The organism is Herbaspirillum rubrisubalbicans (assembly GCF_003719195.1).
GTDB lineage: Bacteria > Pseudomonadota > Gammaproteobacteria > Burkholderiales > Burkholderiaceae_D > Herbaspirillum > Herbaspirillum rubrisubalbicans.
In genome coordinates, this window is sequence record NZ_CP024996.1 from 1,915,158 (window position 1) to 1,937,773 (window position 22,616).

The window sequence follows — 22,616 nt, forward strand, 5'->3', positions numbered from 1 at the left end:
TGTGCGGGTAGATTAATAAAAAGTATAAATGATTTAAAAGATTTAAAGGATTTATGAGTCTTGTGGTTCATGTATGCCGGCAGGGGTGCGGTATCGCCGGCGGGTGTCTTTTTACCTTCTGAAGAGGAGCAACAGATGGAGGCTGTACAAGGCAGTGCGCTACTGGTCTATGCGCTGGTAGCGGTGATCGCACTGATCGTGCTGATCGCCAAATTCAAGATGAATCCATTCATCGTCCTGATCGTGGTCTCGCTGGTGCTGGGCCTGGCCGTGGGGATGCCCATGGGTGGCATCGTCAAGGCCTTCGAGACTGGTGTGGGTGGGGCCTTGGGCCACATCGCGCTGGTGGTGGGCTTGGGTACTATGCTGGGCAAGATGATGGCCGAGTCGGGCGGTGCCGAGCGCATCGCCAATACGATGATCCAGGCCTTCGGTGAAAAGAACGTGCACTGGGCCATGATGACGGTGGCCTTCATCGTCGGTCTGCCGGTGTTCTTCGAAGTCGGTTTCGTGCTGCTGGTGCCGATTGCTTTCAACGTCGCCAAGCGTACCGGGACCAATATGGTGCTGGTGGGTATTCCCATGGTGGCCGGCCTGTCGGTGGTGCACGGCCTGATCCCGCCGCACCCGGCGGCGCTGCTGGCGGTGACCGCCTATAGCGCCGACATCGGTCGCACCATCCTCTATGCGCTGATCGTGGGTATTCCTACTGCCATCATCGCCGGCCCCATCTTCGGCAAGCTGATCTCCAAGGTGGTGATCCCCAATCCCGATAATCCGCTGGTCTCGCAGTTCGTCGATGAGAGCAAGAAGGAGCGTCAACTGCCAGGCTTCGGCGTCACGCTCTTCACCATCCTGTTGCCGGTGGCGTTGATGCTCATCGGTAGCTGGGCCGACCTGTTCTTCGCGCCCAAGACCTTTGCCAACGATTTCCTGCGCCTGATCGGCAATTCGGTGATCGCGCTCTTGATCGCTACCCTGGTGAGCTTCTGGACCTTTGGTCGGGCTCGTGGTTTCGGGGCCGACCAGATCCTGAAATTCACCAACGAATGCCTGGCGCCGATTGCCAGTATCACTCTGGTGGTGGGTGCCGGCGCCGGCTTCGGGCGCATCCTGATGGATGGTGGCGTCTCCAAGGCCATCGTCGGCATCGCCACCGATGCCCATCTGTCGCCGCTGCTGCTGGGTTGGTTCGTGGCTGCGCTGATCCGTGTGGCGACCGGTTCGGCCACCGTGGCCATGACCACCGCCTGCGGCATCGTAGCGCCCATCGTCTCCACCGTCGGTGGCGTGCGCCCGGAACTGATGGTGCTGGCCACCGGCGCAGGCTCGCTGATCCTGTCGCACGTCAATGACGGCGGTTTCTGGCTGGTCAAGGAATACTTCAACATGACCGTGCCGCAGACCTTCAAGACCTGGACCGTGATGGAAACCCTGGTCTCGGTGCTGGCGTTGCTGTTTACGCTGGCGTTGGCGACTGTGGTCTGAGGTCAGAGCTCAGATATCAAAGCGTAGAGCTCAAAACGAAAAGGCTGCCCGGAGTGATCCAGGCAGCCTTTTTTCTTTGGCAGGAATGGGCTGCCGCCTAGAAGCGGAAGCGCGAATCGTCGAAGCGCGGGTCGGGGCCGTTCTCGACCTTTTCCACGATGCCCTGGTCGTTGAAGTAGACCGTCATCTGCGAATTCCACACGCCGCTTTCCTTGTAGCCATAGTTCCAGGCCTCGAAGGGGATGCGGGCATAGCGCGTCACTTCGGTGGGGCGACCGACCCGGCGCAGCACGTCGAGCTTGGTGTCCTGCTTGGGACGGATCGCGCGGAAATTCTCGATGGTCCAGACTTGCGCATAGGAAATGAGGCGATGGTCGGGGCCGATGCGGGCCAGGTACTGGTACTGGCCGAAGGCGCCGGCGGCGTATTCGAAGACACGCACGTTGCCATCGGGATACACATTGGTAGGTGGTCCCAGGCGGGCGACCACCTGGTCTTCCGGTTCACCCGGTTGCACCGGTGGTTGCAGCAGCGAGGCGCAGCCGGCCAGGCTGGCGGCGGCCAGCAGAGCGGCTGCCAGGCGCGGGCGGATGCGCTGGAAGAGGGAAGCGGGGTGTTGCATGGGGACTCCTGGTCTGGTTGTCATTCCTGCATGGCAAGGCGGACTGCTGCGCCAGCGCGACGCGGGTGTCTGTCAATGTTGGTAGGAATGGTTTTTTACTATATAATTTCGCGTCCGGTCGTTTTGGCCGGATTCTCATTTTTTTGTTCACGGTATGCAGGGCAGGACATTTTCCGATGCTCCGCACACCGCTTGTGAAAGGTAAAAGCAATGTCCATCGAAAAAGCAGCCAAGGCTGCCATTATCTCCGAAAACGCCCGCGGCACGAACGACACCGGTTCTCCGGAAGTCCAAGTGGCGCTGCTGACCGCACGCATCAACGACCTGAACGGCCACTTCAAGGCCCACGTCAAGGATCACCACTCCCGTCGTGGCCTGATCAAGATGGTCAACCGTCGCAAGAGCCTGCTGTCCTACCTGAAGAACAAGGACGCTGATCGTTACCGCGCCCTGATCGAAAAACTCGGTCTGCGTAAGTAATTTGACTCCGCGTCTTGGCCTCGGGGTCATCACCCCGGACCACCACGAAATGCCTGCGTCACTCGTTGACGCGGGCATTTTGTTTTTTGCGATTCCGCAAGCTCAGGTGTAAGCCTGGCGGGCAAGCGCACAAGAATACATCCTTGTTTCATCGCGGCGGCTTGCATTGCCGCGTTCGTCGTGAGTGACCGGTTTCGCCGGCCACTGTGGTGAGGTGAACGACAGCGCCTGAAAATCTGTCGGCAAAAGGAAGCCGTGCACCGCGGACACAGTCGGGGCCGGCTCCATAAAAGAAAGGAAATACCGTGTTCAATAAAGTAAGCAAGACCTTCCAGTACGGTCAGCATCAAGTGACCCTGGAAACCGGCGAAATCGCTCGCCAGGCTTCTGGCGCCGTGGTGGTGTCGGTGGAAGACACCGTCATCCTGGCTACCGTGGTGGCCCGCAAGGAAGCCAAGCCTGGTCAGGACTTCTTCCCCCTGACCGTCGACTACATCGAAAAGACCTATGCAGCCGGTCGTATCCCCGGTGGTTTCTTCAAGCGTGAAGGCAAGCCTTCCGAAAAGGAAACCCTGACCTCGCGCCTGATCGATCGTCCGATCCGCCCGCTGTTCCCGGAAGGCTACTTGAACGAAGTGCAGGTGATCATCCATGTGCTGTCGGTGAACCCTGAGATCGATCCAGACATCCCCGCCATGATCGGCGCCTCGGCTGCCCTGTCGCTGGCCGGCATCCCCTTCAATGGCCCGGTGGGCGCAGCCCGCGTGGGTTACATCGATGGTCAGTACGTGCTGAACCCGACCACCTCGCAACTGAAGTCTTCGCAACTGGACCTGGTGGTGGCCGGTACCGAAACCGCCGTGCTGATGGTGGAATCCGAAGCCGACCAATTGTCCGAAGACGTCATGCTGGGCGCCGTGGTGTTCGGTCACGAGCAATCCAAGGCCGTCATCGACGCCATCCACGCCCTGGTGCGTGACGGCGGCAAGCCGGAAGTCCAGTGGACCGCCCCGGCCAAGAACGAAGCCCTGATCGCCCGCGTGGCGCAACTGGCCGAAGGCCCGCTGCGCGAAGCCTACCAGACCAAGGACAAGCAAGCCCGCACCGAAAAGCTGAAGGCTGTCTCGGCCCAGGTCAACGAAGCCCTGGTCGCTGAAGCCGCTGCCAACAACGGCGTGGCCGCTGACGCTGCCGAAGTCGGTTCCATCCTGTTCGACCTGGAAGCCAAGATCGTGCGTTCGCAGATCCTGGAAGGCGAACCCCGTATCGACGGCCGCGACACCCGCACCGTGCGTCCGATCTCGATCCGTACCGGCGTGCTGCCGCGTACCCACGGTTCGGCCCTGTTCACCCGTGGCGAAACGCAAGCCCTGGTCATCGCGACCCTGGGTACTGCCCGTGACGAACAGAAGATCGATGGCCTGCTGGGCGAGTACTCCGACCGCTTCATGCTCCACTACAACATGCCTCCGTTCGCCACCGGCGAAACCGGTCGCGTGGGCACCCCCAAGCGCCGCGAAATCGGCCACGGCCGCCTGGCCAAGCGCGCGCTGATCGCCGCGCTGCCGGCTGCTGACGAGTTCAGCTACTCGGTGCGCCTGGTCTCGGAAATCACCGAGTCCAACGGTTCCTCCTCGATGGCCTCGGTGTGCGGCGGCTGCCTGGCACTGATGGACGCCGGCGTGCCGATGAAGTCGCACGTGGCTGGTATCGCCATGGGCCTGATCAAGGAAGGCAACAAGTTTGCCGTGCTGACCGACATCCTGGGCGACGAAGATCACCTGGGCGACATGGACTTCAAGGTGGCCGGTACTGCCAACGGCATTACCGCCCTGCAGATGGACATCAAGATCCAGGGCATCACCAAGGAAATCATGCAGGTCGCGCTGGAGCAGGCCAAGGAAGGTCGTCACCACATCCTGGGCAAGATGCAGGAAGCCGTGCCGGCCGGTCGTGCCGAGCTGTCCGACTTCGCCCCGCGCCTGATCACCATCAAGATCAACCCGGAAAAGATCCGTGACGTGATCGGCAAGGGCGGCGCCGTGATCCGCGCGCTGACCGAAGAGACCGGCACCCAGATCGACATCAGCGACGAAGGCGTGGTCACCATCGCCTCCGTGGATGCCTCGGCTGGCCAGGAAGCCAAGCGCCGCATCGAAGAGCTGACCGCTTCCGTGGAAGTGGGCAAGATCTACGAAGGCACCGTCCTGAAGCTGCTGGACTTCGGCGCCATCGTCCAGGTCTTGCCGGGCAAGGATGGTCTGCTGCACATCAGCCAGATCGCCAACGAGCGCGTCAATGCCGTGGCTGACTACCTCAAGGAAGGCCAGCAAGTGCGCGTCAAGGTTCTGGAAACCGATGACCGCGGTCGTCTGAAGCTGTCGATGAAGGCGGCCCAGGCTGAAGAAGGCGACGCTGCTGCTCCGCAAGAAGCGCAGTAATCCCTTCTGCCTGAACAGGCAAGCAGGAAATCCCCCGTGCCGCAAGGCCGGGGGATTTTTCTTTGGGGCGCACGCAACGGCTCACGAAGCTGCTCAGACCGGACAATCTGCCCAAGTGATTTCGAACCAAAAGTATGCGATTCTGTCGGTCTGCATTGAGGGACATCAAGCTTCCGGCGTGCCGCGCTCATCAGGGGAGGCGCGTTACTGCCATGCAGGCATATCCGAATAGAGAGTAGGGGACAGCTATGCAATCGGGTCACCTCAGGGCTGCCGGTTTGCACGGACAGAACAACAGATTACTTTTGAAAGGAAGGCAATGCCCCACGTCATCATCATCGGTTGTGGATTCGGCGGTCTGGCTGCGGCGCGCGAACTGGCCAATGCCGAGGTGCGCATCACCATGATCGATCGCAGCAACCACCACCTGTTCCAGCCGCTGCTCTACCAGGTGGCCACGGCCGGGCTGTCGGCCCCGGCCATCAGTGCGCCGATTCGCGCCATCCTGGCGCAGCAGCGTAATCTCACCACCCTGATGGCCGCCGTCACCGAAATCGATACCGCCGGCAAATCCGTCACCCTCGAAGACGGCAGCGTGCTCGGTTATGACTATCTGATCGTGGCCGCGGGTTCCACCCACAGCTATTTCGGTCGTGATGAGTGGAGCGAGCTGGCCCCTGGCCTGAAGACCCTGGAAGACGCCTTCGAGATCCGCAAACGCATCCTGATGGCCTTCGAGCACGCCGAGCGCGAGACCGATGCACGGCGCCGCCAAGAATGGCTGACCTTCACCGTCATCGGCGGCGGCGCCACCGGCGTGGAGATGGCCGGCACGCTGGTGGAAATTGCGCGGCATACCTTGTCGGGCGAGTTCCGCAACATCGATCCGCATTCGGCGCGGGTGGTGCTGGTGGAAGGTTCGGAGCGCGTGCTGGGTGCTTATCCCGAGGATCTGTCCGAGAAGGCGCGCGAACAATTGCACAAGCTCGGCGTGGACGTGCGCACCGGCTGCCGCGTGGTGCACATCGACGAAACCTGCGTGCGCTATGCCAATTTCGATGGCGAGCAGAGCCTGGCTACGCGCACCGTGATCTGGTCGGCAGGTGTAGCGGCTTCGCCGTTGGGCAAGAAGCTGGGTGTACCGGTAGACCGTGCTGGTCGTGTACCGGTCACGCCGACGCTCTGTATTGGTGACCACGAGGAAGTGTTCGTGATCGGCGACCTGGCGGCCGCACAATCGGAAGGCAAGCCGGTACCGGGCGTGTCACCTGCCGCCAAGCAGATGGGCCGAGTGGCGGCGCGCAACATCAAGCATCACATTGCAGGCCAGGCAGCAGAAGCCTTCGTCTACAAGGATTACGGATCGCTGGCTACCATCGGGCGCCGTGCCGCCATCGCCATGGTGGGCAAGCTCAAGTTCTCGGGCTACCCGGCGTGGCTGTTCTGGCTGTTCGTGCACGTGTATTTCCTGATCGGATTCCGTAACCGCATCATGGTGATGGCCGACTGGGCTTGGGCTTACTTCACCTTCAAGCGCAGTGCGCGGGTGATCTCGACGACCATGCCGACGTCGCTGGAACAGGTGCCAGCGAACAAGGAAGTGGCGCAGTAGTTCTTGCTTGTGCCCTCTGGCAGAAAGCCCTCGCTTGCGTTGTCGCAGGCGAGGGCTTTGTCCTTCTCGGAGTGCCTGTTGTGGTGTTCAGTCTTCCAGTGCAAGCACGGCGAACGTGGCCAGCCAATGGCCGCCGCTGTAGTGGCTGCCGACCACCTGGTCGAGGGAGGCGGCAATGTGGCGCTGGGCCGATGCCTCCAGGGCGGCGCGTGCCGGATGCTGGGTGGACAGATGTCTGAGCACTTGCTTCATGCACCAGGCGCGCGACAGGTTCAAGCCATCCAGGTGGGCTACCTTGGGATCGGTCGGGTCCGAGACGTGGGCTGGTTGCATCAGTTGCGCGACCTCGGCCACGCGCGGCAGGTATTGATCGAACCAGGCCGGGAACGCCTCGGCATTCATCACCTTGCTCATCAGTAGCGCTTCGGTCAATGCGCCGGAGATGAATTCGTCGCCACCCGGTTCGTACTGGACCGGATAGTCAGTGTCGGCGCCATAGTGGCGCTGCGACCAGTCGATGATCACGCTTTCCAGTTCGCTGTCTTGGACGTGGTGTGCATAGTCCAGCGACAGCGCCAGGGAAAACGCGGTGTTGAAGTGTGCGCCGACGCGGATCGGATAGCTGAGCTTGGACAGGTAGTCCAGCAGACGACGGCGGATTTCGGTGGTCAGCGGCTGCATCGCAGTGTGCCATTGGCGCGCTTGCGGATGGGCCGATACCAGCAATTCCTGGTCCAGGGCCAACAACCAGGCGAAGCCGTAAGGACGTTCGAAAGGAGCGCGATTGGGAGCGCGGAAATAATCGGTCTCGCGCTCCATCAGCTCGGGCGTGAAATGCTCATCGAAGAGGGCAGTGATCTCATCGGCAGCGGGGAGCCCGGGATACAGGCGCAGGCAACGCAGCAGCAGCCAATATCCATGCACCGCCGAATGCCAGTCATAGCAACCATAGAACACCGGATGCATAGCGCGCGGCGAGAGCACATCCTCGGGGCCGTTGAGCAGGTGCATGATGTGGTTGGGATATTCCTGGCGCAGGTAGGTCAGCGGCATGCGGGCAAAGGCTTCGGCCCGTTCGATGGTCAGTTGCATGGAGACTCCTTGAAATGAGGTAAGGCGGACGTGGTCAGCAGCATGGCGGCGCGTGCCACGTCCGGGGTGGCGCGATGTGGTGCAACGATCAGCGGAAGGCGAGGAAGTACATCAGCAATACGTTGACCGCCAGCAGCGTCAAGGCGGTAGGAATCTGCACCTTGATGACCTGGTACTTGTTCTTCAGTTCCAGCAGCGCGGCCGGCACGATGTTGTAGTTGGCCGCCATCGGCGTCATCAGCGTGCCGCAATAGCCGGAGTACATGCCGATGGACACCAGCGGCGCCGGATCGGCGTGATGGCCCAGGATCAGGAAGGGCAGGGCGATGCCCGCACTCATCACCGGGAAGGCGGCAAAGGCGTTGCCCATCACCATGGTAAAGAGCGCCATGCCCACGCAATAGATCACCACCACCAGGAAACGGTTGTCCGGATTGACGAACAGGCTCACCACGTGTTGCACCGAGTTGCCGGTCTTGGCGGCCACGAACACGCCGCCCAGCATGGCCAGCATCAGCGGCAGGATTGCCGCCCAGCCGATCGAGTCCACCAGGCGACGCGACTGGCGCACTGCCTGCAAGGGCGTACCACGGGTCAGCACGCAGCCGGCGATGAGCGCACACACACAGGCTACGCACAGGGCTGCCAGCGTCAGTTGCTTCTGGTCCAGCAGCATCATGCCGCCCACCGAGACGCCCTTGAGCAGCACGGTACAGGCCACCGTGATGACCGGGATCAGCACCGCCGGGAAGAACAGCCAATTGCCCAGGCGTTTGGAGGAAGCCACGCGCTCGTCCTGAGTGGAGGTGGCATAGCTGCCCATGGAGAGCATCCCGGTGCCGGCGATCAGGGAAATGATGATGACGGTGCCGCCGATGATGCGGTGGGCCATGGACTTACCGAGCTGCTCCACCAGCAGGTCGCCGAACAGGAACACGGCACCGAAGAGGAACCAGAACAGGGCCGTGGTGAGGCGCTTGGGGTTGCCCTTGTCGCGCAGGGTCATCACGGTGAGCATCATGACGATGATGCCGATGAGGTAGTAGATGCGGTTGATGGAAATGAGCGTATTCATGCGGACACCTTGGCGGCAGCGGATTGGGTGGTTTTCCACGCATCGACGTCGCGGCGGATGGACGCGTCCAGGCGGGTCAGACGGAACATGTGGATCACCAGTGCCGACAGCGCAGTGGGGATGGCCCACAGGCCGATGTGCAGCGGTTCGATGTTGCTGATGCCGTTTTCCTTGAGGAAGGCATCCATCAACAGCACGGCGCCGAAGGCGATGAAGATGTCTTCGCCGAAGAATACGGCGATGTTGTCGCAGGCGGCGGCATGGGCTTTGATCTTGTCGCGGATGTGTTGCGGCAGGTCTTCGCCATAGGTGCTCACCGCCGCGCCTTCGGCCATCGGGGCCAGCAGCGGACGCACGGTCTGCGCCTGGCCACCGAGATAGATCAGGCCCAGTGCCGCGGTGCCTTCACGCAGGATGAAGTAGAGCATCAGGATGCGCGCCGAGGTTGCGCTGGCGATGCTGGAAATCCAGGCCTGGGCGCGTTCCTTCAGACCGTAGTGTTCGAGCAGGCCGATGATGGGCAGGATCAGCAGGAAGGTCGCCAGCGAACGGCTGTTGACGAACTTCTCGCCGAAGGTTTCCAGCAACATGCCGAAATCCATGCCCACTGAGAGGCCGGTGGTCAGACCGGCCACCGTGACCACCAGCAGCGGATTGAAACGCAAGGCAAAACCGGCCACGACGATCGGTATCCCGATCAGTGGTAACAGTGTCGTACTCTCCATGTAAAACTCCCTATGTGAATGAGAAGAAAATCCCATCGCCGGTGTGCAAGGTCCGTGCCACCAATGTCGTGGAAAGCCTTATCCAGACTGCCTTTGCGGGGTGTATGGACGTGACTTTTCCTGCGACCTCACGGGCCTCATTGCGGCGACTTTTCTTATTGCTCTTGGAACGAAACTACAGCTTGCGACTACCTTGAATCAGGACGCGTTGCGCAACATCCCGCCCAGTGCGACGGCGCGCAGCACGCGGAAAAAACCTTCATATCGCCGCGCGCACGGCAATCTGCTGCGCGTGCAGGCGTGCACGAATCTGGCGCGCAAAATCCAGTGCATGTGGTCCATCTCCGTGCAGGCAGACGGTCTGCGCATTGACGCTGACGATACTGCCGTCGATGGCCTTGACCTTCTTTTGCTTGACCAGCATGAGGGTCTGGGCGATGGCATCCTGGTCGTTCTCGATCATGGCGCCCGGCTTGCTGCGGGCGACCAGGCTGCCATCGGCCTCGTAGGCGCGATCGGCGAAGACTTCTTCCACGGCATTGAGATCGGCATGACGGGCGGCGGCGATCAGTTCGCTGCCGGCCAGGCCATACAGGCTCAACTCGGGATTGAAGGTGCGGATGGCCGCGCAGATCGCATTGGCCAGCACCGCATCCTTGGCGGCCTGGTTGTAGAGCGCGCCGTGCGGCTTGACGTGGGTCATGCGACCGCCTTCGGCGCGCACGATGGCTTGCAGCGCGCCCAGTTGATACAACATGCCGCTGACGATTTCCTCGGGCGGCAACTGCATGGCGCTGCGGCCGAAATTCTCGCGGTCGGGAAAGCTGGGATGGGCGCCGATGGCCACGTGGTTCTGGATCGCCCAGCGCACGCTGCGGCGCATGGTGTTGGCATCGCCCGCGTGCCAGCCGCAGGCGATGTTGGCCGAGCTGACCAGGGTCAGCAGTTGTTCATCGGTGTCGCAGCCTTCGCCGAGATCGGCATTGAGGTCGATATGCATGGCGTTCCCTTATTTCTTGTAGAGCGTGGCGCGCGACCAGTCCAGTGCGGCGACCGTGGCGCGGATGGCGTCGAGATAGCGTTGCTGTTCCTCGGCGGCGGCCAGGGCGTCGGCCAGTTCGCAGGGTTCCAGGCGCAGTGTGGCATTCAGTGGCGCTTGCGCCAGCTTCCACAGGTCGGCACCGATGACTACGCCGATCTTGGGATAGCCGCCGGTGGTCTGGGCATCGCCCATCAGGATGATGGGCTGGCCGGAAGGCGGTACCTGGATCACGCCCGGCACCACGCCGTGCGAGAGCATGTCGCGGCTGTGCTTGCGCTTGAGTTCCGGTCCTTGCAGGCGATAGCCCATGCGGTTGCTGTTGGGCGTGACGCGCCAGGTATCGGACCACAATGCCTCGCGGGAGGCCTTGCTGAATTGCTCGAACTCGGGGCCGGGCAGTACGCGCAGGGTGACGTGCTGGCTGTGCTCATCGGCACGCAGCGCCAGACCGCTCCAGCGTGGCGAGCGCACCCCGAAGGCCGGGCCATGTACGGCCTCGGAGGCGGCTTGCGCGTCGCCGATGGGGAGCTTGTCACCGCGTTTGAGCGGGCGTCCCTGAAGGCCGCCGAAGCCGGCCTTCAGATCCGTGCTGCGCGAGCCCAGCACCAGGGGAACATCAATGCCCCCGGCCACGGCCAGGTAGGTGCGCATACTGTGGCGTGGCGCCTGGTCGGGGGAGTTGAGTGAGTCGGCAGCGCTCGGACTGAGCTTGAGCACGCTGCCGGCCTGGACCGGTACGCTCCAGCAGGCCGCGATGGGCTGGCCGTCGAGGGTGGCGCCGATGTCGTCGCCGCCCAGCGCGATGCGGGTGGCCCGGGTGAAGCGCAGTTCGGCCACGCCCATGGTGATTTCAAGGCCGGCGGCCTCGATCGGATTGCCGACCAGCAGATTGGCACTGGCCAAGGCCAGGGTATTGAGTGCGCCACCGGGATGGATGCCCTGGCTGCGATGGCCGTAGCGGCCCATGTCCTGTACCGAGGCCAACATGCCGGGTTGGAGGATTTCTATCATGAGGCCACGCGCTCCACGGTAAAACGTACCCGGTCGCCGGGACGCAGCAGCGTCGGCGCTTCCTGGTCGGGATTGAACAAGCACAGCGAGGTGCGACCGATCAATTGCCAGCCTCCCGGCGAGGCCATGGGGTAGATGCCGGTCTGCTCGCCACCGATGCCCACCGAGCCGGCCGGGATGCTCACGCGCGGAGTGGTGTGGCGCGGCGTGGCCAGGCTGGCGTCAAGCCCGCCCAGGTAGGCGAAGCCGGGCAGAAAGCCGATGAAATAGACCACGTAGTCGGCACCGCTGTGGCGCTCGATCACTTCATCGACCGACAGGCCGGTGTGGCGCGCCACATGCTCCAGGTCGGGGCCGGCCGCACCGCCATAGACCACCGGAATCTCGACGGTGCGGCCGGTGCTGCGCTCGCCGCTGAGCTTGGGCCAGGTCTTGGTGATGCGCTGGGCCAGGCTGTCCAGGTCGAGCACCGGGCGTTTGGTGATGAGGGTCAGGTTGTTCATGCCGGGCACGACTTCGCTGACTTCGTCCCAACTGCCGGCCAGTTCGGCCAGGGCCCAGATGCGTTGCTGTTGCGGCAGGGTGGCCGGGGCCGGCAGGCTGCACAGCAGCGCGCGATCGCCCAGCGGGTGGAGGTGAGGTGGCTGCATGTGTCTCGCTTTGCCTGATGTGGTTGAGAACCCGCCGCTGCTGCCGAGATGGTCGGTGGGGGCAAGGTGCGTCCGGTGATGCCCTGCTTTTTTGCGGATATTACATTTCAAAGAAAATATAAACAATATGTCGATAAATTATTTATTTGGTCTTTACGCTATAGTGTGGCCATTCTGCCGCCCTGACTTATCTGCTTCCCATGAGCCAAGAGAACAACGAGACGTCCACCCCGCTCCAGCCTGATGTGCAAGATGCCGTGAGGGTTCCGCGTCCGACCAAGATCGTGTCTTCCCAGCATCTGGTGTCCGAGCGCAGTGCCGAGCTCTCCGAGCTCGAATACGCGCTCATCATGGCCAGCAATGCCTTCAACCGCTGGATGGTGCGCTGCATGGCGGCGGCCGGCGCCAAGGACATGACGGCCATCGAGGTGTCGCTGTTGCATCACGTCAATCATCGCGAGCGCAAGAAAAAACTGGCCGATATCTGTTTCGTGTTGAACGTCGAGGATACCCACGTGGTCACCTATGCCTTGAAGAAGCTGGTCAAGGCTGGTTACGTCAAGAGCGAGAAGGCCGGCAAGGAACTGCTGTTCTCGACCACTGCTGAAGGGCAGGCGCTGTGCATGAAGTATCGCGAGGTGCGCGAGCGCTGCCTCATCGAGGTCCAGGTCGAGAGCGGTATCCCCAATCAGGCCATTGGCGAAGCGGCGCAATTGCTGCGCAATGCCTCCGGGCTGTATGACACGGCAGCGCGGGCGGCGGCTTCGCTTTAAGGTCAATCTGAATGAAGGATAGGACATATGCGTGCAATCGAAATCAAGGAATTTGGCGGTCCCGAGGTCTTGCAGGCCTGTGAGCGCCCGGTGCCGGCGTTGAAGTCCGGTGAGGTACTCATCAAGGTCCATGCGGCTGGGGTGAACCGCCCGGATGTGTTTCAGCGCACCGGCAACTATCCGGTGCCGCCCGGCGCCTCCGACTTGCCGGGCCTGGAAGTGGCCGGTGAGATCGTGGCCGGTGAGCTGGGTGAGAGTGGCTTCCAACTGGGCGACCTGGTCTGCGCACTGGTGCAGGGAGGCGGATATGCAGAATTCTGCGCGGCGCCGCTGGCGCAATGCTTGCCGGTTCCCAAGGGCTTGAGTGCGCTGGAAGCGGCGGCGCTGCCGGAAAATTACTTCACGGTGTGGAGCAATGTCTTCGACCGTGGTCAGTTGTCAGGTGAAGAAACCTTACTGGTGCAAGGTGGCTCTTCCGGCATCGGCGTGACCGCCATCCAGATCGCCCGCGCGTTGGGGCATCGCGTCTTCGCCACGGCGGGCAGCGCTGAGAAGTGCCGCGCCTGTGAAGAGCTGGGCGCCGAGCGGGCCATCAACTACAAGACCGAGGATTTCGAGGCGGTGGTCAAGGAATTGACCGATGGCCGCGGGGTGGATGTGATCCTGGATATGGTGGGCGGCGACTACCTGCCGCGCGAGATCAAGGCGCTGGCCGATGATGGTCGCCTGGTGTTCATCGCGCAACTGGGCGGCAGCAAGGGGCAGCTCGACATGGGGCAGGTGATGCGGCGCCGCCTGACCATTACCGGCTCGACCTTGCGTCCGCGTCCGGTGGCCTTCAAGGCGGCCATTGCCGCCAAGCTGCGCCAGCATGTCTGGCCGCTGATCGAAGCCGGCCAGATCAAGCCGGTGATCCACCAGCGCTTCCCGCTGGAGCAGGCAGCCCAGGCGCACGCCATGATGGAGTCGAGTGCCCACATCGGCAAGATCATGCTGGAACTGTGAGGTCGTGGGCTTGGCCGGTGAGGGCGGACGGTCCGGTTTGACCGTCTTTGCGCCAACCGGCTACAATACGAGGTTATCCAAATTGACACCCATCTCGTAGAACTCAGCCTATGCGTCGCAAACTCGTAGCCGGTAACTGGAAAATGAATGGCAGCCTGGCTGCCAATGCGGCCTTGGTGGCCGGCATCAAAGAAGGCCTGCCGGCCGAGGTGTGCGACGTGGCCGTGTGTGTGCCGGCGCCTTACCTGGCGCAAGTGCAGGGCGCAGTGGCGGGTTCTCCGGTGGCGCTGGGAGCGCAGGATATGTCCGCACACGCTGCGGGTGCGTACACCGGCGAGGTGTCGGCAGCGATGCTGCAGGAGTTCGGTGTGCATTACGTCATCCTCGGTCACTCCGAGCGTCGCGCCTATCATGGCGAGTCCGACGCGGCGGTGGCGGCCAAGACGGTGACGGCATTGAAGGCTGGCCTGGTGCCGGTGGTCTGCGTGGGGGAAACGCTGGAGCAGCGCGAAGCCGGCCAGACCAATGAAATCGTCGGCGGTCAGCTGGACGTGGTATTGACGGCCCTGTCGAACGAGGACGCAGCGCGTATCGTCGTGGCCTACGAGCCGGTCTGGGCGATTGGCACCGGCAAGACCGCCACGCCCGAGATGGCGCAGGAAGTGCACGCGATGCTGCGCGCGCGCCTGGGTGCCAAGAGTGCGGAAGCGGCGGCCAAGGTGCGCATCCTGTACGGCGGCAGCATGAAGCCGGACAATGCGCAGCAACTGCTGGCCATGGCCGACATCGATGGCGGCCTGATCGGCGGCGCGGCATTGAAGGCAGAAGATTTCCTGGCCATCATCAAGGCGGCCTGAAGTGAAGTAAGGGGTTTGTCAGTTGTCGAAGCCATACTTCGGCGGCAGGCGGTTGAAACATCAAGAGTGGACTTGTTTAAATGAATACTTTGTTTTTTGTTGTGGTTGTAGTTCAGGTGCTGGCGGCGCTGGCGATCATCGGCCTGGTGTTGTTGCAGCACGGTAAAGGCGCTGATATGGGTGCGGCTTTTGGCTCTGGTGCTTCCGGCAGCCTCTTCGGTGCCACCGGCTCCTCGAACTTCCTGTCGAAGTCGACCGCCGTGGCTGCAGGCATCTTCTTCGTTGCCACCCTGGGACTGACTTTTATCGGCAACCACCACGTCTCGCAAAGCGGTGGCGTGATGGATAATCTGCAGGCGCCGGCCGTTCCGGCTCAGCAGGCAGCCCCTGCGGCACCAGCTGCGCCGACCGAGGCGGCCAAGCCGGGCGACCAGTCCAGCCAGATTCCGAAATAAGCCTTTGCGGAATTTGAAATAATCGAAGAATAAAGTAGTAAGAATCTTTCTTTTTCGCTGATTGTGCATTGAACAAGAGTAACAAATGAAGGTACAATAGCAGTCTCAGGCCGACGTGGTGAAATTGGTAGACACGCTATCTTGAGGGGGTAGTGGCGAAAGCTGTACGAGTTCGAGTCTCGTCGTCGGCACCATAGAAATGAAATGAAAAGCCAGCGAAGGTCCTAGTGCCTGAGCTGGCTTTTTGTCGAGGAAGTTTCTGATTGATATTGAGAATCATTCCCATCGATAAACCAACGCATAGCGGCCAATCGTGAACCTCGAAAATTACTTCCCAGTCCTTCTCTTCATCCTTGTTGGCATCGGTGTCGGTGTCGCTCCCCAGCTCCTAGGTCGTCTTCTCGGTCCGCACAAGCCGGACGCTCAAAAAACTTCTCCTTACGAATGCGGTTTTGAAGCATTCGAAGATGCGCGCATGAAGTTCGATGTGCGCTACTACCTGATCGCCATCCTGTTCATCCTGTTTGATCTGGAAACCGCCTTCTTCTTCCCTTGGGGCGTGTCCATGCGTGAGCTGGGCTGGCAAGGTTTCGTCACGATGATGGTCTTCATCGCTGAATTTGTTGTCGGATTTTGGTACATCTGGAAAAAGGGTGCCCTGGATTGGGAGTAAGCCATGTCTATTGAAGGCGTATTGAATGAGGGGTTTGTTACCACCTCGCTGGATAAGGTAATCAACTGGACCCGTACCGGATCCCTGTGGCCCATGACCTTCGGTCTGGCCTGCTGCGCAGTTGAGATGATGCACGTCGGTGCGTCGCGTTACGACCTGGACCGCTTCGGTGCGGTGTTCCGTCCGTCGCCGCGCCAGTCCGACCTGATGATCGTGGCCGGCACCCTGTGCAACAAGATGGCGCCGGCTCTGCGCAAGGTCTACGACCAGATGCCGGAACCGCGCTGGGTGATTTCCATGGGCTCCTGTGCCAATGGTGGTGGCTACTATCACTATTCGTACTCGGTGGTGCGCGGTTGCGATCGCATCGTGCCGGTGGACGTGTATGTGCCGGGTTGCCCGCCGACGGCTGAAGCGCTGCTGTACGGCGTGATTCAGCTGCAGAACAAGATCAAGCGCACCAACACCATCGCGCGCTAAGAGGGCAGTATGACGACAAAATTGGAAACTCTCGAAGCCGCCCTGCGTAATGCGCTTGGAGGGTATCTTCAAAACCTGACCGTGGCCCTCGGTGAAGTCACCGTGGTGGTCAAGGCCGCTGACTACCTGTCGGCCATGCGCGTGCTGCGCGACCATGCCGACACCCGTTTCGAACAATTGATCGACCTGTGCGGCGTGGACTACTCCACCTACGGCGATGGCGTCTGGGAAGGTCCGCGCTTTGCTGTGGTGTCGCATCTGATGTCGATCTCGCACAACTGGCGTGTGCGTGTGCGCGTGTTTGCGCCGGATGATGATCTGCCCATCGTGGCCTCGGTCGATCCGATCTGGAATTCGGCTGGCTGGTATGAGCGTGAAGCGTTTGACTTCTACGGCATCCTCTTCGACGGTCACCCCGACCTGCGCCGCATCCTGACCGACTATGGCTTCATCGGCCACCCGTTCCGCAAGGACTTCCCGGTGTCCGGCTATGTCGAAATGCGTTACGACGCCGAACAGAAACGCGTCATCTATCAACCCGTAACGATCGAGCCGCGCGAAATCACCCCGCGCATCATTCGTGAAGAAAACTACGGGATCAAATAATGGCAGAGATCAAAAACTATACGCTCAACTTCGGTCCCCAGCACCCGGCCGCACACGGTGTGCTGCGTCTGGTGCTGGAGCTGGACGGTGAAGTCATCCAGCGTGCCGACCCCCACATCGGCCTCTTGCACCGTGCCACCGAAAAGCTGGCCGAGCAGAAGACCTTCCTGCAGTCCGTGCCCTACATGGATCGCCTGGATTACGTCTCGATGATGTGCAACGAGCACGGTTACGTGATGGCCATCGAGCGTCTGCTGGGCATCGAAGTGCCGCTGCGTGCGCAGTACATCCGCGTGATGTTCGATGAAATCACCCGTCTGCTGAATCACCTGATGTGGATCGGTGCACACGCGCTGGACGTGGGTGCGATGGGCGTGCTGCTGTATGCCTTCCGCGAACGTGAAGACCTGTTCGACTGCTACGAAGCCGTCTCCGGCGCCCGTATGCACGCGGCCTACTATCGTCCGGGTGGCGTCTATCGCGACCTGCCCGATACCATGCCGCAGTACAAGGCATCGATCGTGCGCAACGAGAAGGCCATTCGCGAACTGAACGAAAACCGTCAGGGTTCGCTGCTGGACTTCATCGAAGACTTCACCAACCGTTTCCCGACCTATGTCGACGAATACGAAACCTTGCTGACCGATAATCGTATCTGGAAGCAGCGTCTGGTAGGGGTGGGCGTGGTCTCGCCGGAACGTGCATTGCAGATGGGCTTCACCGGTCCCATGCTGCGTGGCTCGGGCATCGCCTGGGACTTGCGCAAGAAGCAGCCGTATGAAGTGTATGACCTGCTGGACTTCGACATCCCCATCGGCAAGAACGGCGACTGCTACGACCGTTACCTGGTGCGCGTGGCCGAGATGCGTCAGTCCAACCGCATCATCAAGCAGTGCGTGGAATGGCTGCGCAACAATCCGGGTCCGGTCATCACTGACAACCACAAGATTGCGCCTCCGAAACGTGCGGACATGAAGTCCAACATGGAAGACCTGATTCACCACTTCAAGCTGTTTACCGAAGGCTTCCGCGTGCCTGCCGGCGAAGCGTATGCCGCCGTCGAACATCCGAAGGGTGAGTTCGGTATCTACCTGGTCTCCGACGGTGCCAACAAGCCGTACCGCCTGAAGATCCGCGCCCCGGGCTTTGCCCACCTGCAAGCCTTGAACGAAATGGCCAAGGGTCACATGATTGCCGACGCGGTCACCATCATCGGTACGCAAGACATCGTGTTCGGGGAAATCGACCGATAAGTCGAAGAGTAAGAGTCAAGGCGGGCTTCGATGAGAAGCCCGTCAGGTTTGGGGAATATCCAATAACCGCGCAGCACTGATGCGCATGGATGGCCAACGATATGCTGTTAAGTCAAGAAGCCCTTAAGAAAATCGATCGCGAACTCGCGAAGTATCCGGCGGACCAGCGCCAGTCTGCGGTCATGGCCGCACTGCGCATCGCCCAGGTAGAGCACGGCTGGTTGCCGGCCGAGCTGCAGCAGGAGGTGGCCGACTATATCGGTATGCCCGCTGTGGCCGTGCAGGAAGTGGCGACCTTCTACAACATGTTCAACACCAGCCCGGTGGGCAAGCACAAGATCACCGTGTGCACCAACCTGCCGTGCCTGCTGTCGGGTGGCGAACGTGCCGCCCATCACCTCAAACACAAGCTGGGCATCGATTATCGCGAGACCACGGCCGATGGCCAGTTCACGCTGATGGAAGGCGAATGCATGGGCGCTTGCGGCGACGCACCGGTCATGCTGGTCAACAACCATCAAATGTGCAGCTGGATGTCCAACGAAAAGATCGACGCGCTGCTGGAGGAACTGAAGAAATGACCTGCCTGCACGACCGCCACATCAAACCGCTGATCCTCGCCGACTTGAATGGCGAGAACTGGCACCTTGAGGATTACGTCAAGCGCGGCGGCTACGAGTCGCTCAAGCGCATCCTCAACGAAAAGATCACTCCGGAACAAGTCATCGCCGACCTCAAGGCCTCGGGCCTGCGTGGCCGCGGCGGTGCGGGTTTCCCCACCGGTCTGAAGTGGAGCTTCATGCCGCGACAGTTCCCGGGTCAGAAGTACCTCGTCTGCAATACAGATGAAGGTGAGCCGGGTACATTCAAGGACCGTGACATCATTCGTTACAATCCGCACTCGCTGATCGAAGGCATGATCATCGGCGGCTATGCGATGGGCATCACGGTCGGTTACAACTACATCCACGGCGAAATCTTCGCCGAGTACCTGCGCTTCGAAGAGGCACTGGAAGAAGCCCGTGCGGCCGGCTTCCTGGGCGACAACATCCTGGGTACCGACTTCAGCTTCCAGTTGCACGCGCACCATGGTTATGGCGCCTACATCTGCGGCGAAGAAACCGCGCTCTTGGAGTCGCTGGAAGGCAAGAAGGGCCAGCCGCGCTTCAAGCCGCCGTTCCCGGCCAGCTTCGGCTTGTACGGCAAGCCGACCACCATCAATAACACCGAGACCTTCGCGGCCGTGCCCTTCATCTTCAAGGTGGGTCCGCAGGCCTACGCCGAGATGGGCAAGCCCAACAACGGTGGCACCAAGATCTTCTCGGTCTCGGGCGACGTCGAGCGTCCGGGTAACTACGAGATTCCGCTGGGTACGCCGTTCTCCACCCTGCTGGAACTGGCAGGTGGAATGCGTGGCGGCAAGAAGATCAAGGCCGTCATCCCGGGTGGTTCGTCCGCTCCGGTGATCCGTGGCGAGGTCATGATGGATACCACCATGGACTACGACGCCATCGCCAAGGCGGGCTCGATGCTGGGTTCGGGCGCGGTGACCGTGATGGATGAAACCCGTTGCATGGTCAAGTCGTTGCTGCGCCTGTCCTACTTCTATCATGAAGAATCCTGCGGCCAGTGCACGCCGTGCCGCGAAGGCACCGGCTGGATGTACCGCTTGGTCAATCGCATCGAAAACGGTCACGGCAAGATGGAAGATCTGGACGTGTTGAACTCGGTGGCCGACAACATCCAGGGCCGCACCATCTGTGCGCTGGGTGATGCGGCGGCCATGCCGGTACGCGCGTTCGTGAAGAATTTCCGCGAAGAGTTCGAATACCACATCGAGCACAAACACTGCCTGGTTCCGGCATACATCTGAACAGGGCAGGGGATGCCAGGTGGAATGGAATAAGCCTTCCACCGGTATTGTTGGCAAGAATATTTAGCTTGGGCAAACAGCCATGGTTGAAATCGAAATAGACGGCAAGAAGGTTGAAGTGCAGGAAGGCAGCATGGTCATGGACGCTGCCAACAAGATCGGCACGTACATCCCTCACTTCTGCTATCACAAGAAACTGTCCATCGCGGCCAACTGCCGCATGTGCCTGGTCGAGGTCGAAAAGGCCCCGAAGCCGCTGCCTGCCTGCGCCACGCCGGTCAACAACGGCATGATCGTGCGCACCGCCAGCGACAAGGCCGTCAAGGCCCAGAAGGGCGTGATGGAATTCCTCCTGATCAACCACCCGCTGGATTGCCCTATCTGCGACCAGGGTGGTGAGTGCCAGCTGCAGGATCTGGCCGTCGGTTACGGCGGTTCGACCTCGCGCTATGAGGAAGAAAAGCGTGTCGTGGAGCCCAAGGACGTCGGTCCGCTGATCTCCATGAAGGAAATGAATCGCTGCATCCACTGCACCCGTTGCGTGCGCTTCGGCCAGGAAGTGGCCGGCGTGATGGAGCTGGGCATGTTGGGCCGCGGTGAACATTCCGAGATCACCACCTTCGTCGGCAAGACCGTGGACTCCGAACTGTCGGGCAACATGATCGACCTGTGCCCGGTCGGAGCGCTGACCTCCAAGCCGTTCCGCTACAGCGCCCGTACCTGGGAACTGTCGCGCCGCAAGTCGGTGAGCCCGCACGATAGCGTTGGCGCCAACCTGATCGTGCAGGTCAAGAATGGCAAGGTCATGCGCGTGCTGCCCTTCGAAAACGAAGAAGTCAACGAGTGCTGGATCTCCGACAAGGACCGTTTCGCCTACGAAGCGCTCAACAGCGCCGAGCGCCTGACCAAGCCGATGTTGAAGCAAGACGGCAAGTGGCAGGAAGTGGACTGGCAGACCGCCCTGGAATACGTCGCCCATGGCCTGCGCAACATCCGCCACGAACACGGTGCCGATGCTATCGCCGCGCTGGGTACGCCGTACTCGACGCTGGAAGAACTGAACCTGCTGCAGAAGGTCGTGCGCGGTGTCGGTTCGGAGAACGTCGACTTCCGTCTGCGTCAATCGGACTTCGCTCTGGATGGTCAGATCAAGCCGTGGCTGGGCATGTCTATCGTCGAATTCTCGCAGTTGAACCGCGTCTTCGTGATCGGTTCCTTCCTGCGTAAGGATCATCCGTTGCTGTCGGCCCGCCTGCGCCAGTCCGCCAAGAGCGGCGCCAAGGTCAGCGTGCTGCACGCCACCGACGACGATCTGCTCATGCCGATCGCCAACAAGATTATCGCCGCACCCTCGGCATGGCTGTCGGCACTGGCCGAAGTGGCCGTGGCTGTGGCCCAAGCCAAGGGTATCGCTGCTCCCGCCGCCTACGCTGGCGTGGCCGCATCGGAGGCCGCCAAGGCCACCGCTGCCAGCCTGCTGTCGGGCGACGCCAAGGGCGTGTTCCTTGGCAATGCGGCCGTCCAGCACCCGCAAGCTGCGCAACTGCATGTTGCCGCCCAGTGGATTGCCGAACAGACCGGCGCCAAGCTGGGCGTGCTGACCGAAGGCGGCAATGCCGTTGGTGCTTACCTGGCCAACGCGGTGCCGGCCCCGGGCAAGGCCGCGGCGGTCTTTGCCCAGCCGCGCAAGGCTTACCTGCTGTTGAACGCAGAACCGGAACTGGACAGCTACGACCCGCAAGCGGCCCGTGCTGCCCTGAACCAGGCCGACATGGTCGTGGTGATGTCGGCCTTCCAGCATGGTGCCGACTACGCCGACGTGCTGCTGCCGATCGCTCCCTTCACCGAAACTTCGGGTACCTTCGTCAATGCCGAAGGCCGTGCGCAAAGCTTCAATGGTACCGTCAAGCCGGCCGGCGATGCCCGTCCGGGCTGGAAGGTGCTGCGCGTGCTGGGCAACCTGCTGGAACTGGAAAACTTCGATTACGAAACTTCCGAATCCATCCGCGATGAGCTACTGGGCAAGGAAGTGGACCTGTCGGCCCGCCTGAACAACACCGCGGCGCAGCAAGCCCAGACTGTCACTGCTGTGGCCGGTTCGCTGGAGCGTGTGGCCGATGTGCCCATCTACTTCGCCGACGCGATCGCTCGTCGTTCGCCGCCACTTCTGGAAACCCGTGACGGCCAGGCACCCAAGGCATGGCTGTCGGCGGCATTGGCTGCCCAACTGGGTGTGGCCGAAGGCGACCAGGTCACAGTCAAGCAAGGCTCGGGCAGCGCTGCGCTGACCGCCGCCATCGATAAGAAATTGCCGGAAAACGTGGTTCGCGTGGCTGCTGCGCACGCCTCCACCGCTGCACTGGGCGGCATGTTTGGCGCAATCGTCGTGGAGAAAGCGTAAAA

The 22,616-nt window shown here is 61.4% G+C and carries 22 protein-coding genes and 1 tRNA gene; 16 read left to right on the top strand and 7 right to left on the bottom strand.

Going from position 1 to position 22,616, the window contains the following annotated elements; translation table 11 throughout:
* Positions 1-135 precede the first annotated feature (135 nt).
* Positions 136-1,488 (top strand): GntP family permease, encoded by a 1,353-nt coding sequence (locus RC54_RS08540; RefSeq protein ID WP_017450657.1) that lies wholly within the window; start codon positions 136-138, stop codon positions 1,486-1,488.
* Between the two features lie 97 nt (positions 1,489-1,585).
* On the opposite strand, the gene RC54_RS08545 is transcribed toward RC54_RS08540, so the two are convergent.
* Entirely contained in the window at positions 1,586-2,110 is a 525-nt protein-coding gene (locus tag RC54_RS08545) for a hypothetical protein (RefSeq protein ID WP_058894999.1), read from the bottom strand.
* A gap of 210 nt (positions 2,111-2,320) precedes the next feature.
* Between RC54_RS08545 and rpsO the strand changes: the two genes are divergently transcribed.
* From rpsO to RC54_RS08560, 3 genes are all read left to right on the top strand, one after another.
* Positions 2,321-2,590, top strand: a complete 270-nt coding sequence (gene rpsO, locus RC54_RS08550) for a 30S ribosomal protein S15 (RefSeq protein ID WP_006712917.1) — start codon at positions 2,321-2,323, stop codon at positions 2,588-2,590.
* Between the two features lie 305 nt (positions 2,591-2,895).
* The gene (pnp, locus tag RC54_RS08555; RefSeq protein ID WP_058895000.1) at positions 2,896-5,031 is read left to right on the top strand and encodes a polyribonucleotide nucleotidyltransferase; all 2,136 of its coding nucleotides are present in this window, start codon (positions 2,896-2,898) and stop codon (positions 5,029-5,031) included.
* Positions 5,032-5,350: 319 nt separating this feature from the next.
* Positions 5,351-6,643, top strand: a complete 1,293-nt coding sequence (locus tag RC54_RS08560; protein ID WP_061789355.1) for an NAD(P)/FAD-dependent oxidoreductase — start codon at positions 5,351-5,353, stop codon at positions 6,641-6,643.
* Positions 6,644-6,730: 87 nt separating this feature from the next.
* Here the strand turns inward: RC54_RS08560 and RC54_RS08565 are convergent, their stop codons facing one another.
* The 6 genes from RC54_RS08565 to pxpB form a co-directional block, all read right to left on the bottom strand.
* A complete protein-coding gene (locus RC54_RS08565) occupies positions 6,731-7,735 on the bottom strand; it encodes a DUF2891 domain-containing protein (RefSeq protein WP_061789354.1) in 1,005 nt (334 codons plus the stop codon).
* An 88-nt stretch (positions 7,736-7,823) separates the two neighbouring features.
* Positions 7,824-8,810 carry a DUF979 domain-containing protein gene (locus tag RC54_RS08570; RefSeq protein ID WP_058895003.1) on the bottom strand — a complete coding sequence of 329 codons (987 nt, stop codon included), beginning with the start codon at positions 8,808-8,810 and terminating at the stop codon, positions 7,824-7,826.
* Positions 8,807-9,535 carry a DUF969 domain-containing protein gene (locus RC54_RS08575; RefSeq protein WP_058895004.1) on the bottom strand — a complete coding sequence of 243 codons (729 nt, stop codon included), beginning with the start codon at positions 9,533-9,535 and terminating at the stop codon, positions 8,807-8,809. Before RC54_RS08575 ends, RC54_RS08570 begins: the two co-directional genes overlap by 4 nt.
* A gap of 259 nt (positions 9,536-9,794) precedes the next feature.
* On the bottom strand, positions 9,795-10,535 hold the full coding sequence (pxpA, locus tag RC54_RS08580; RefSeq protein ID WP_061789353.1) for a 5-oxoprolinase subunit PxpA: 741 nt from the start codon (positions 10,533-10,535) through the stop codon (positions 9,795-9,797).
* A gap of 9 nt (positions 10,536-10,544) precedes the next feature.
* Positions 10,545-11,588 (bottom strand): 5-oxoprolinase subunit C family protein, encoded by a 1,044-nt coding sequence (locus RC54_RS08585; RefSeq protein ID WP_058895006.1) that lies wholly within the window; start codon positions 11,586-11,588, stop codon positions 10,545-10,547.
* On the bottom strand, positions 11,585-12,238 hold the full coding sequence (gene pxpB / locus RC54_RS08590; protein ID WP_058895007.1) for a 5-oxoprolinase subunit PxpB: 654 nt from the start codon (positions 12,236-12,238) through the stop codon (positions 11,585-11,587). Before pxpB ends, RC54_RS08585 begins: the two co-directional genes overlap by 4 nt.
* 200 nt (positions 12,239-12,438) lie before the next feature.
* Between pxpB and RC54_RS08595 the strand changes: the two genes are divergently transcribed.
* The 12 genes from RC54_RS08595 to nuoG all read left to right on the top strand — a co-directional run bounded on the left by RC54_RS08595 (position 12,439) and on the right by nuoG (position 22,614).
* Positions 12,439-13,011: a winged helix DNA-binding protein gene (locus RC54_RS08595; RefSeq protein WP_231739046.1), complete on the top strand. Its 573-nt coding sequence runs from the start codon at positions 12,439-12,441 to the stop codon at positions 13,009-13,011.
* A gap of 27 nt (positions 13,012-13,038) precedes the next feature.
* Positions 13,039-14,016: an NAD(P)H-quinone oxidoreductase gene (locus RC54_RS08600; RefSeq protein WP_058895008.1), complete on the top strand. Its 978-nt coding sequence runs from the start codon at positions 13,039-13,041 to the stop codon at positions 14,014-14,016.
* A 110-nt stretch (positions 14,017-14,126) separates the two neighbouring features.
* Positions 14,127-14,873 (top strand): triose-phosphate isomerase, encoded by a 747-nt coding sequence (tpiA, locus tag RC54_RS08605; protein ID WP_082803092.1) that lies wholly within the window; start codon positions 14,127-14,129, stop codon positions 14,871-14,873.
* Positions 14,874-14,953: 80 nt separating this feature from the next.
* Positions 14,954-15,328 (top strand): preprotein translocase subunit SecG, encoded by a 375-nt coding sequence (gene secG, locus RC54_RS08610; RefSeq protein ID WP_026051933.1) that lies wholly within the window; start codon positions 14,954-14,956, stop codon positions 15,326-15,328.
* A 109-nt stretch (positions 15,329-15,437) separates the two neighbouring features.
* Positions 15,438-15,522, top strand: a tRNA-Leu gene (locus tag RC54_RS08615).
* Positions 15,523-15,641: 119 nt separating this feature from the next.
* Complete coding sequence (locus tag RC54_RS08620) at positions 15,642-16,001, top strand: NADH-quinone oxidoreductase subunit A (RefSeq protein ID WP_006712939.1); 360 nt, start codon at positions 15,642-15,644, stop codon at positions 15,999-16,001.
* Between the two features lie 3 nt (positions 16,002-16,004).
* Positions 16,005-16,481 carry a NuoB/complex I 20 kDa subunit family protein gene (locus tag RC54_RS08625; protein WP_006712940.1) on the top strand — a complete coding sequence of 159 codons (477 nt, stop codon included), beginning with the start codon at positions 16,005-16,007 and terminating at the stop codon, positions 16,479-16,481.
* A 9-nt stretch (positions 16,482-16,490) separates the two neighbouring features.
* Positions 16,491-17,087, top strand: coding sequence for an NADH-quinone oxidoreductase subunit C (locus RC54_RS08630; RefSeq protein WP_061789351.1), 597 nt, complete (start codon positions 16,491-16,493; stop codon positions 17,085-17,087).
* The gene (locus tag RC54_RS08635) at positions 17,087-18,340 is read left to right on the top strand and encodes an NADH-quinone oxidoreductase subunit D (RefSeq protein ID WP_017450671.1); all 1,254 of its coding nucleotides are present in this window, start codon (positions 17,087-17,089) and stop codon (positions 18,338-18,340) included. The genes RC54_RS08630 and RC54_RS08635 overlap by 1 nt, the downstream gene beginning before the upstream one ends.
* Positions 18,341-18,429: 89 nt before the next feature.
* Positions 18,430-18,921 carry an NADH-quinone oxidoreductase subunit NuoE gene (gene nuoE, locus RC54_RS08640; RefSeq protein WP_017450672.1) on the top strand — a complete coding sequence of 164 codons (492 nt, stop codon included), beginning with the start codon at positions 18,430-18,432 and terminating at the stop codon, positions 18,919-18,921.
* Positions 18,918-20,213 carry an NADH-quinone oxidoreductase subunit NuoF gene (nuoF, locus tag RC54_RS08645; RefSeq protein WP_058895010.1) on the top strand — a complete coding sequence of 432 codons (1,296 nt, stop codon included), beginning with the start codon at positions 18,918-18,920 and terminating at the stop codon, positions 20,211-20,213. Before nuoE ends, nuoF begins: the two co-directional genes overlap by 4 nt.
* A gap of 82 nt (positions 20,214-20,295) precedes the next feature.
* Positions 20,296-22,614, top strand: a complete 2,319-nt coding sequence (gene nuoG, locus RC54_RS08650) for an NADH-quinone oxidoreductase subunit NuoG (RefSeq protein WP_058895011.1) — start codon at positions 20,296-20,298, stop codon at positions 22,612-22,614.
* The last annotated feature ends 2 nt before the right edge of the window (positions 22,615-22,616 follow it).

Coding starts and splice junctions, on each gene's coding strand:
- RC54_RS08540 (WP_017450657.1), top strand. CDS start 136: ATGGAGGCTGTACAAGGCAGTGCGCTACTGGTCTATGCGCTGGTAGCG.
- RC54_RS08545 (WP_058894999.1), bottom strand. CDS start 2,110: ATGCAACACCCCGCTTCCCTCTTCCAGCGCATCCGCCCGCGCCTGGCA.
- rpsO (WP_006712917.1), top strand. CDS start 2,321: ATGTCCATCGAAAAAGCAGCCAAGGCTGCCATTATCTCCGAAAACGCC.
- RC54_RS08560 (WP_061789355.1), top strand. CDS start 5,351: ATGCCCCACGTCATCATCATCGGTTGTGGATTCGGCGGTCTGGCTGCG.
- RC54_RS08565 (WP_061789354.1), bottom strand. CDS start 7,735: ATGCAACTGACCATCGAACGGGCCGAAGCCTTTGCCCGCATGCCGCTG.
- RC54_RS08570 (WP_058895003.1), bottom strand. CDS start 8,810: ATGAATACGCTCATTTCCATCAACCGCATCTACTACCTCATCGGCATC.
- RC54_RS08575 (WP_058895004.1), bottom strand. CDS start 9,535: ATGGAGAGTACGACACTGTTACCACTGATCGGGATACCGATCGTCGTG.
- pxpA (WP_061789353.1), bottom strand. CDS start 10,535: ATGCATATCGACCTCAATGCCGATCTCGGCGAAGGCTGCGACACCGAT.
- RC54_RS08585 (WP_058895006.1), bottom strand. CDS start 11,588: ATGATAGAAATCCTCCAACCCGGCATGTTGGCCTCGGTACAGGACATG.
- pxpB (WP_058895007.1), bottom strand. CDS start 12,238: ATGCAGCCACCTCACCTCCACCCGCTGGGCGATCGCGCGCTGCTGTGC.
- RC54_RS08595 (WP_231739046.1), top strand. CDS start 12,439: ATGAGCCAAGAGAACAACGAGACGTCCACCCCGCTCCAGCCTGATGTG.
- RC54_RS08600 (WP_058895008.1), top strand. CDS start 13,039: ATGCGTGCAATCGAAATCAAGGAATTTGGCGGTCCCGAGGTCTTGCAG.
- tpiA (WP_082803092.1), top strand. CDS start 14,127: ATGCGTCGCAAACTCGTAGCCGGTAACTGGAAAATGAATGGCAGCCTG.
- secG (WP_026051933.1), top strand. CDS start 14,954: ATGAATACTTTGTTTTTTGTTGTGGTTGTAGTTCAGGTGCTGGCGGCG.
- RC54_RS08625 (WP_006712940.1), top strand. CDS start 16,005: ATGTCTATTGAAGGCGTATTGAATGAGGGGTTTGTTACCACCTCGCTG.
- RC54_RS08630 (WP_061789351.1), top strand. CDS start 16,491: ATGACGACAAAATTGGAAACTCTCGAAGCCGCCCTGCGTAATGCGCTT.
- RC54_RS08635 (WP_017450671.1), top strand. CDS start 17,087: ATGGCAGAGATCAAAAACTATACGCTCAACTTCGGTCCCCAGCACCCG.
- nuoE (WP_017450672.1), top strand. CDS start 18,430: ATGGCCAACGATATGCTGTTAAGTCAAGAAGCCCTTAAGAAAATCGAT.
- nuoF (WP_058895010.1), top strand. CDS start 18,918: ATGACCTGCCTGCACGACCGCCACATCAAACCGCTGATCCTCGCCGAC.
- nuoG (WP_058895011.1), top strand. CDS start 20,296: ATGGTTGAAATCGAAATAGACGGCAAGAAGGTTGAAGTGCAGGAAGGC.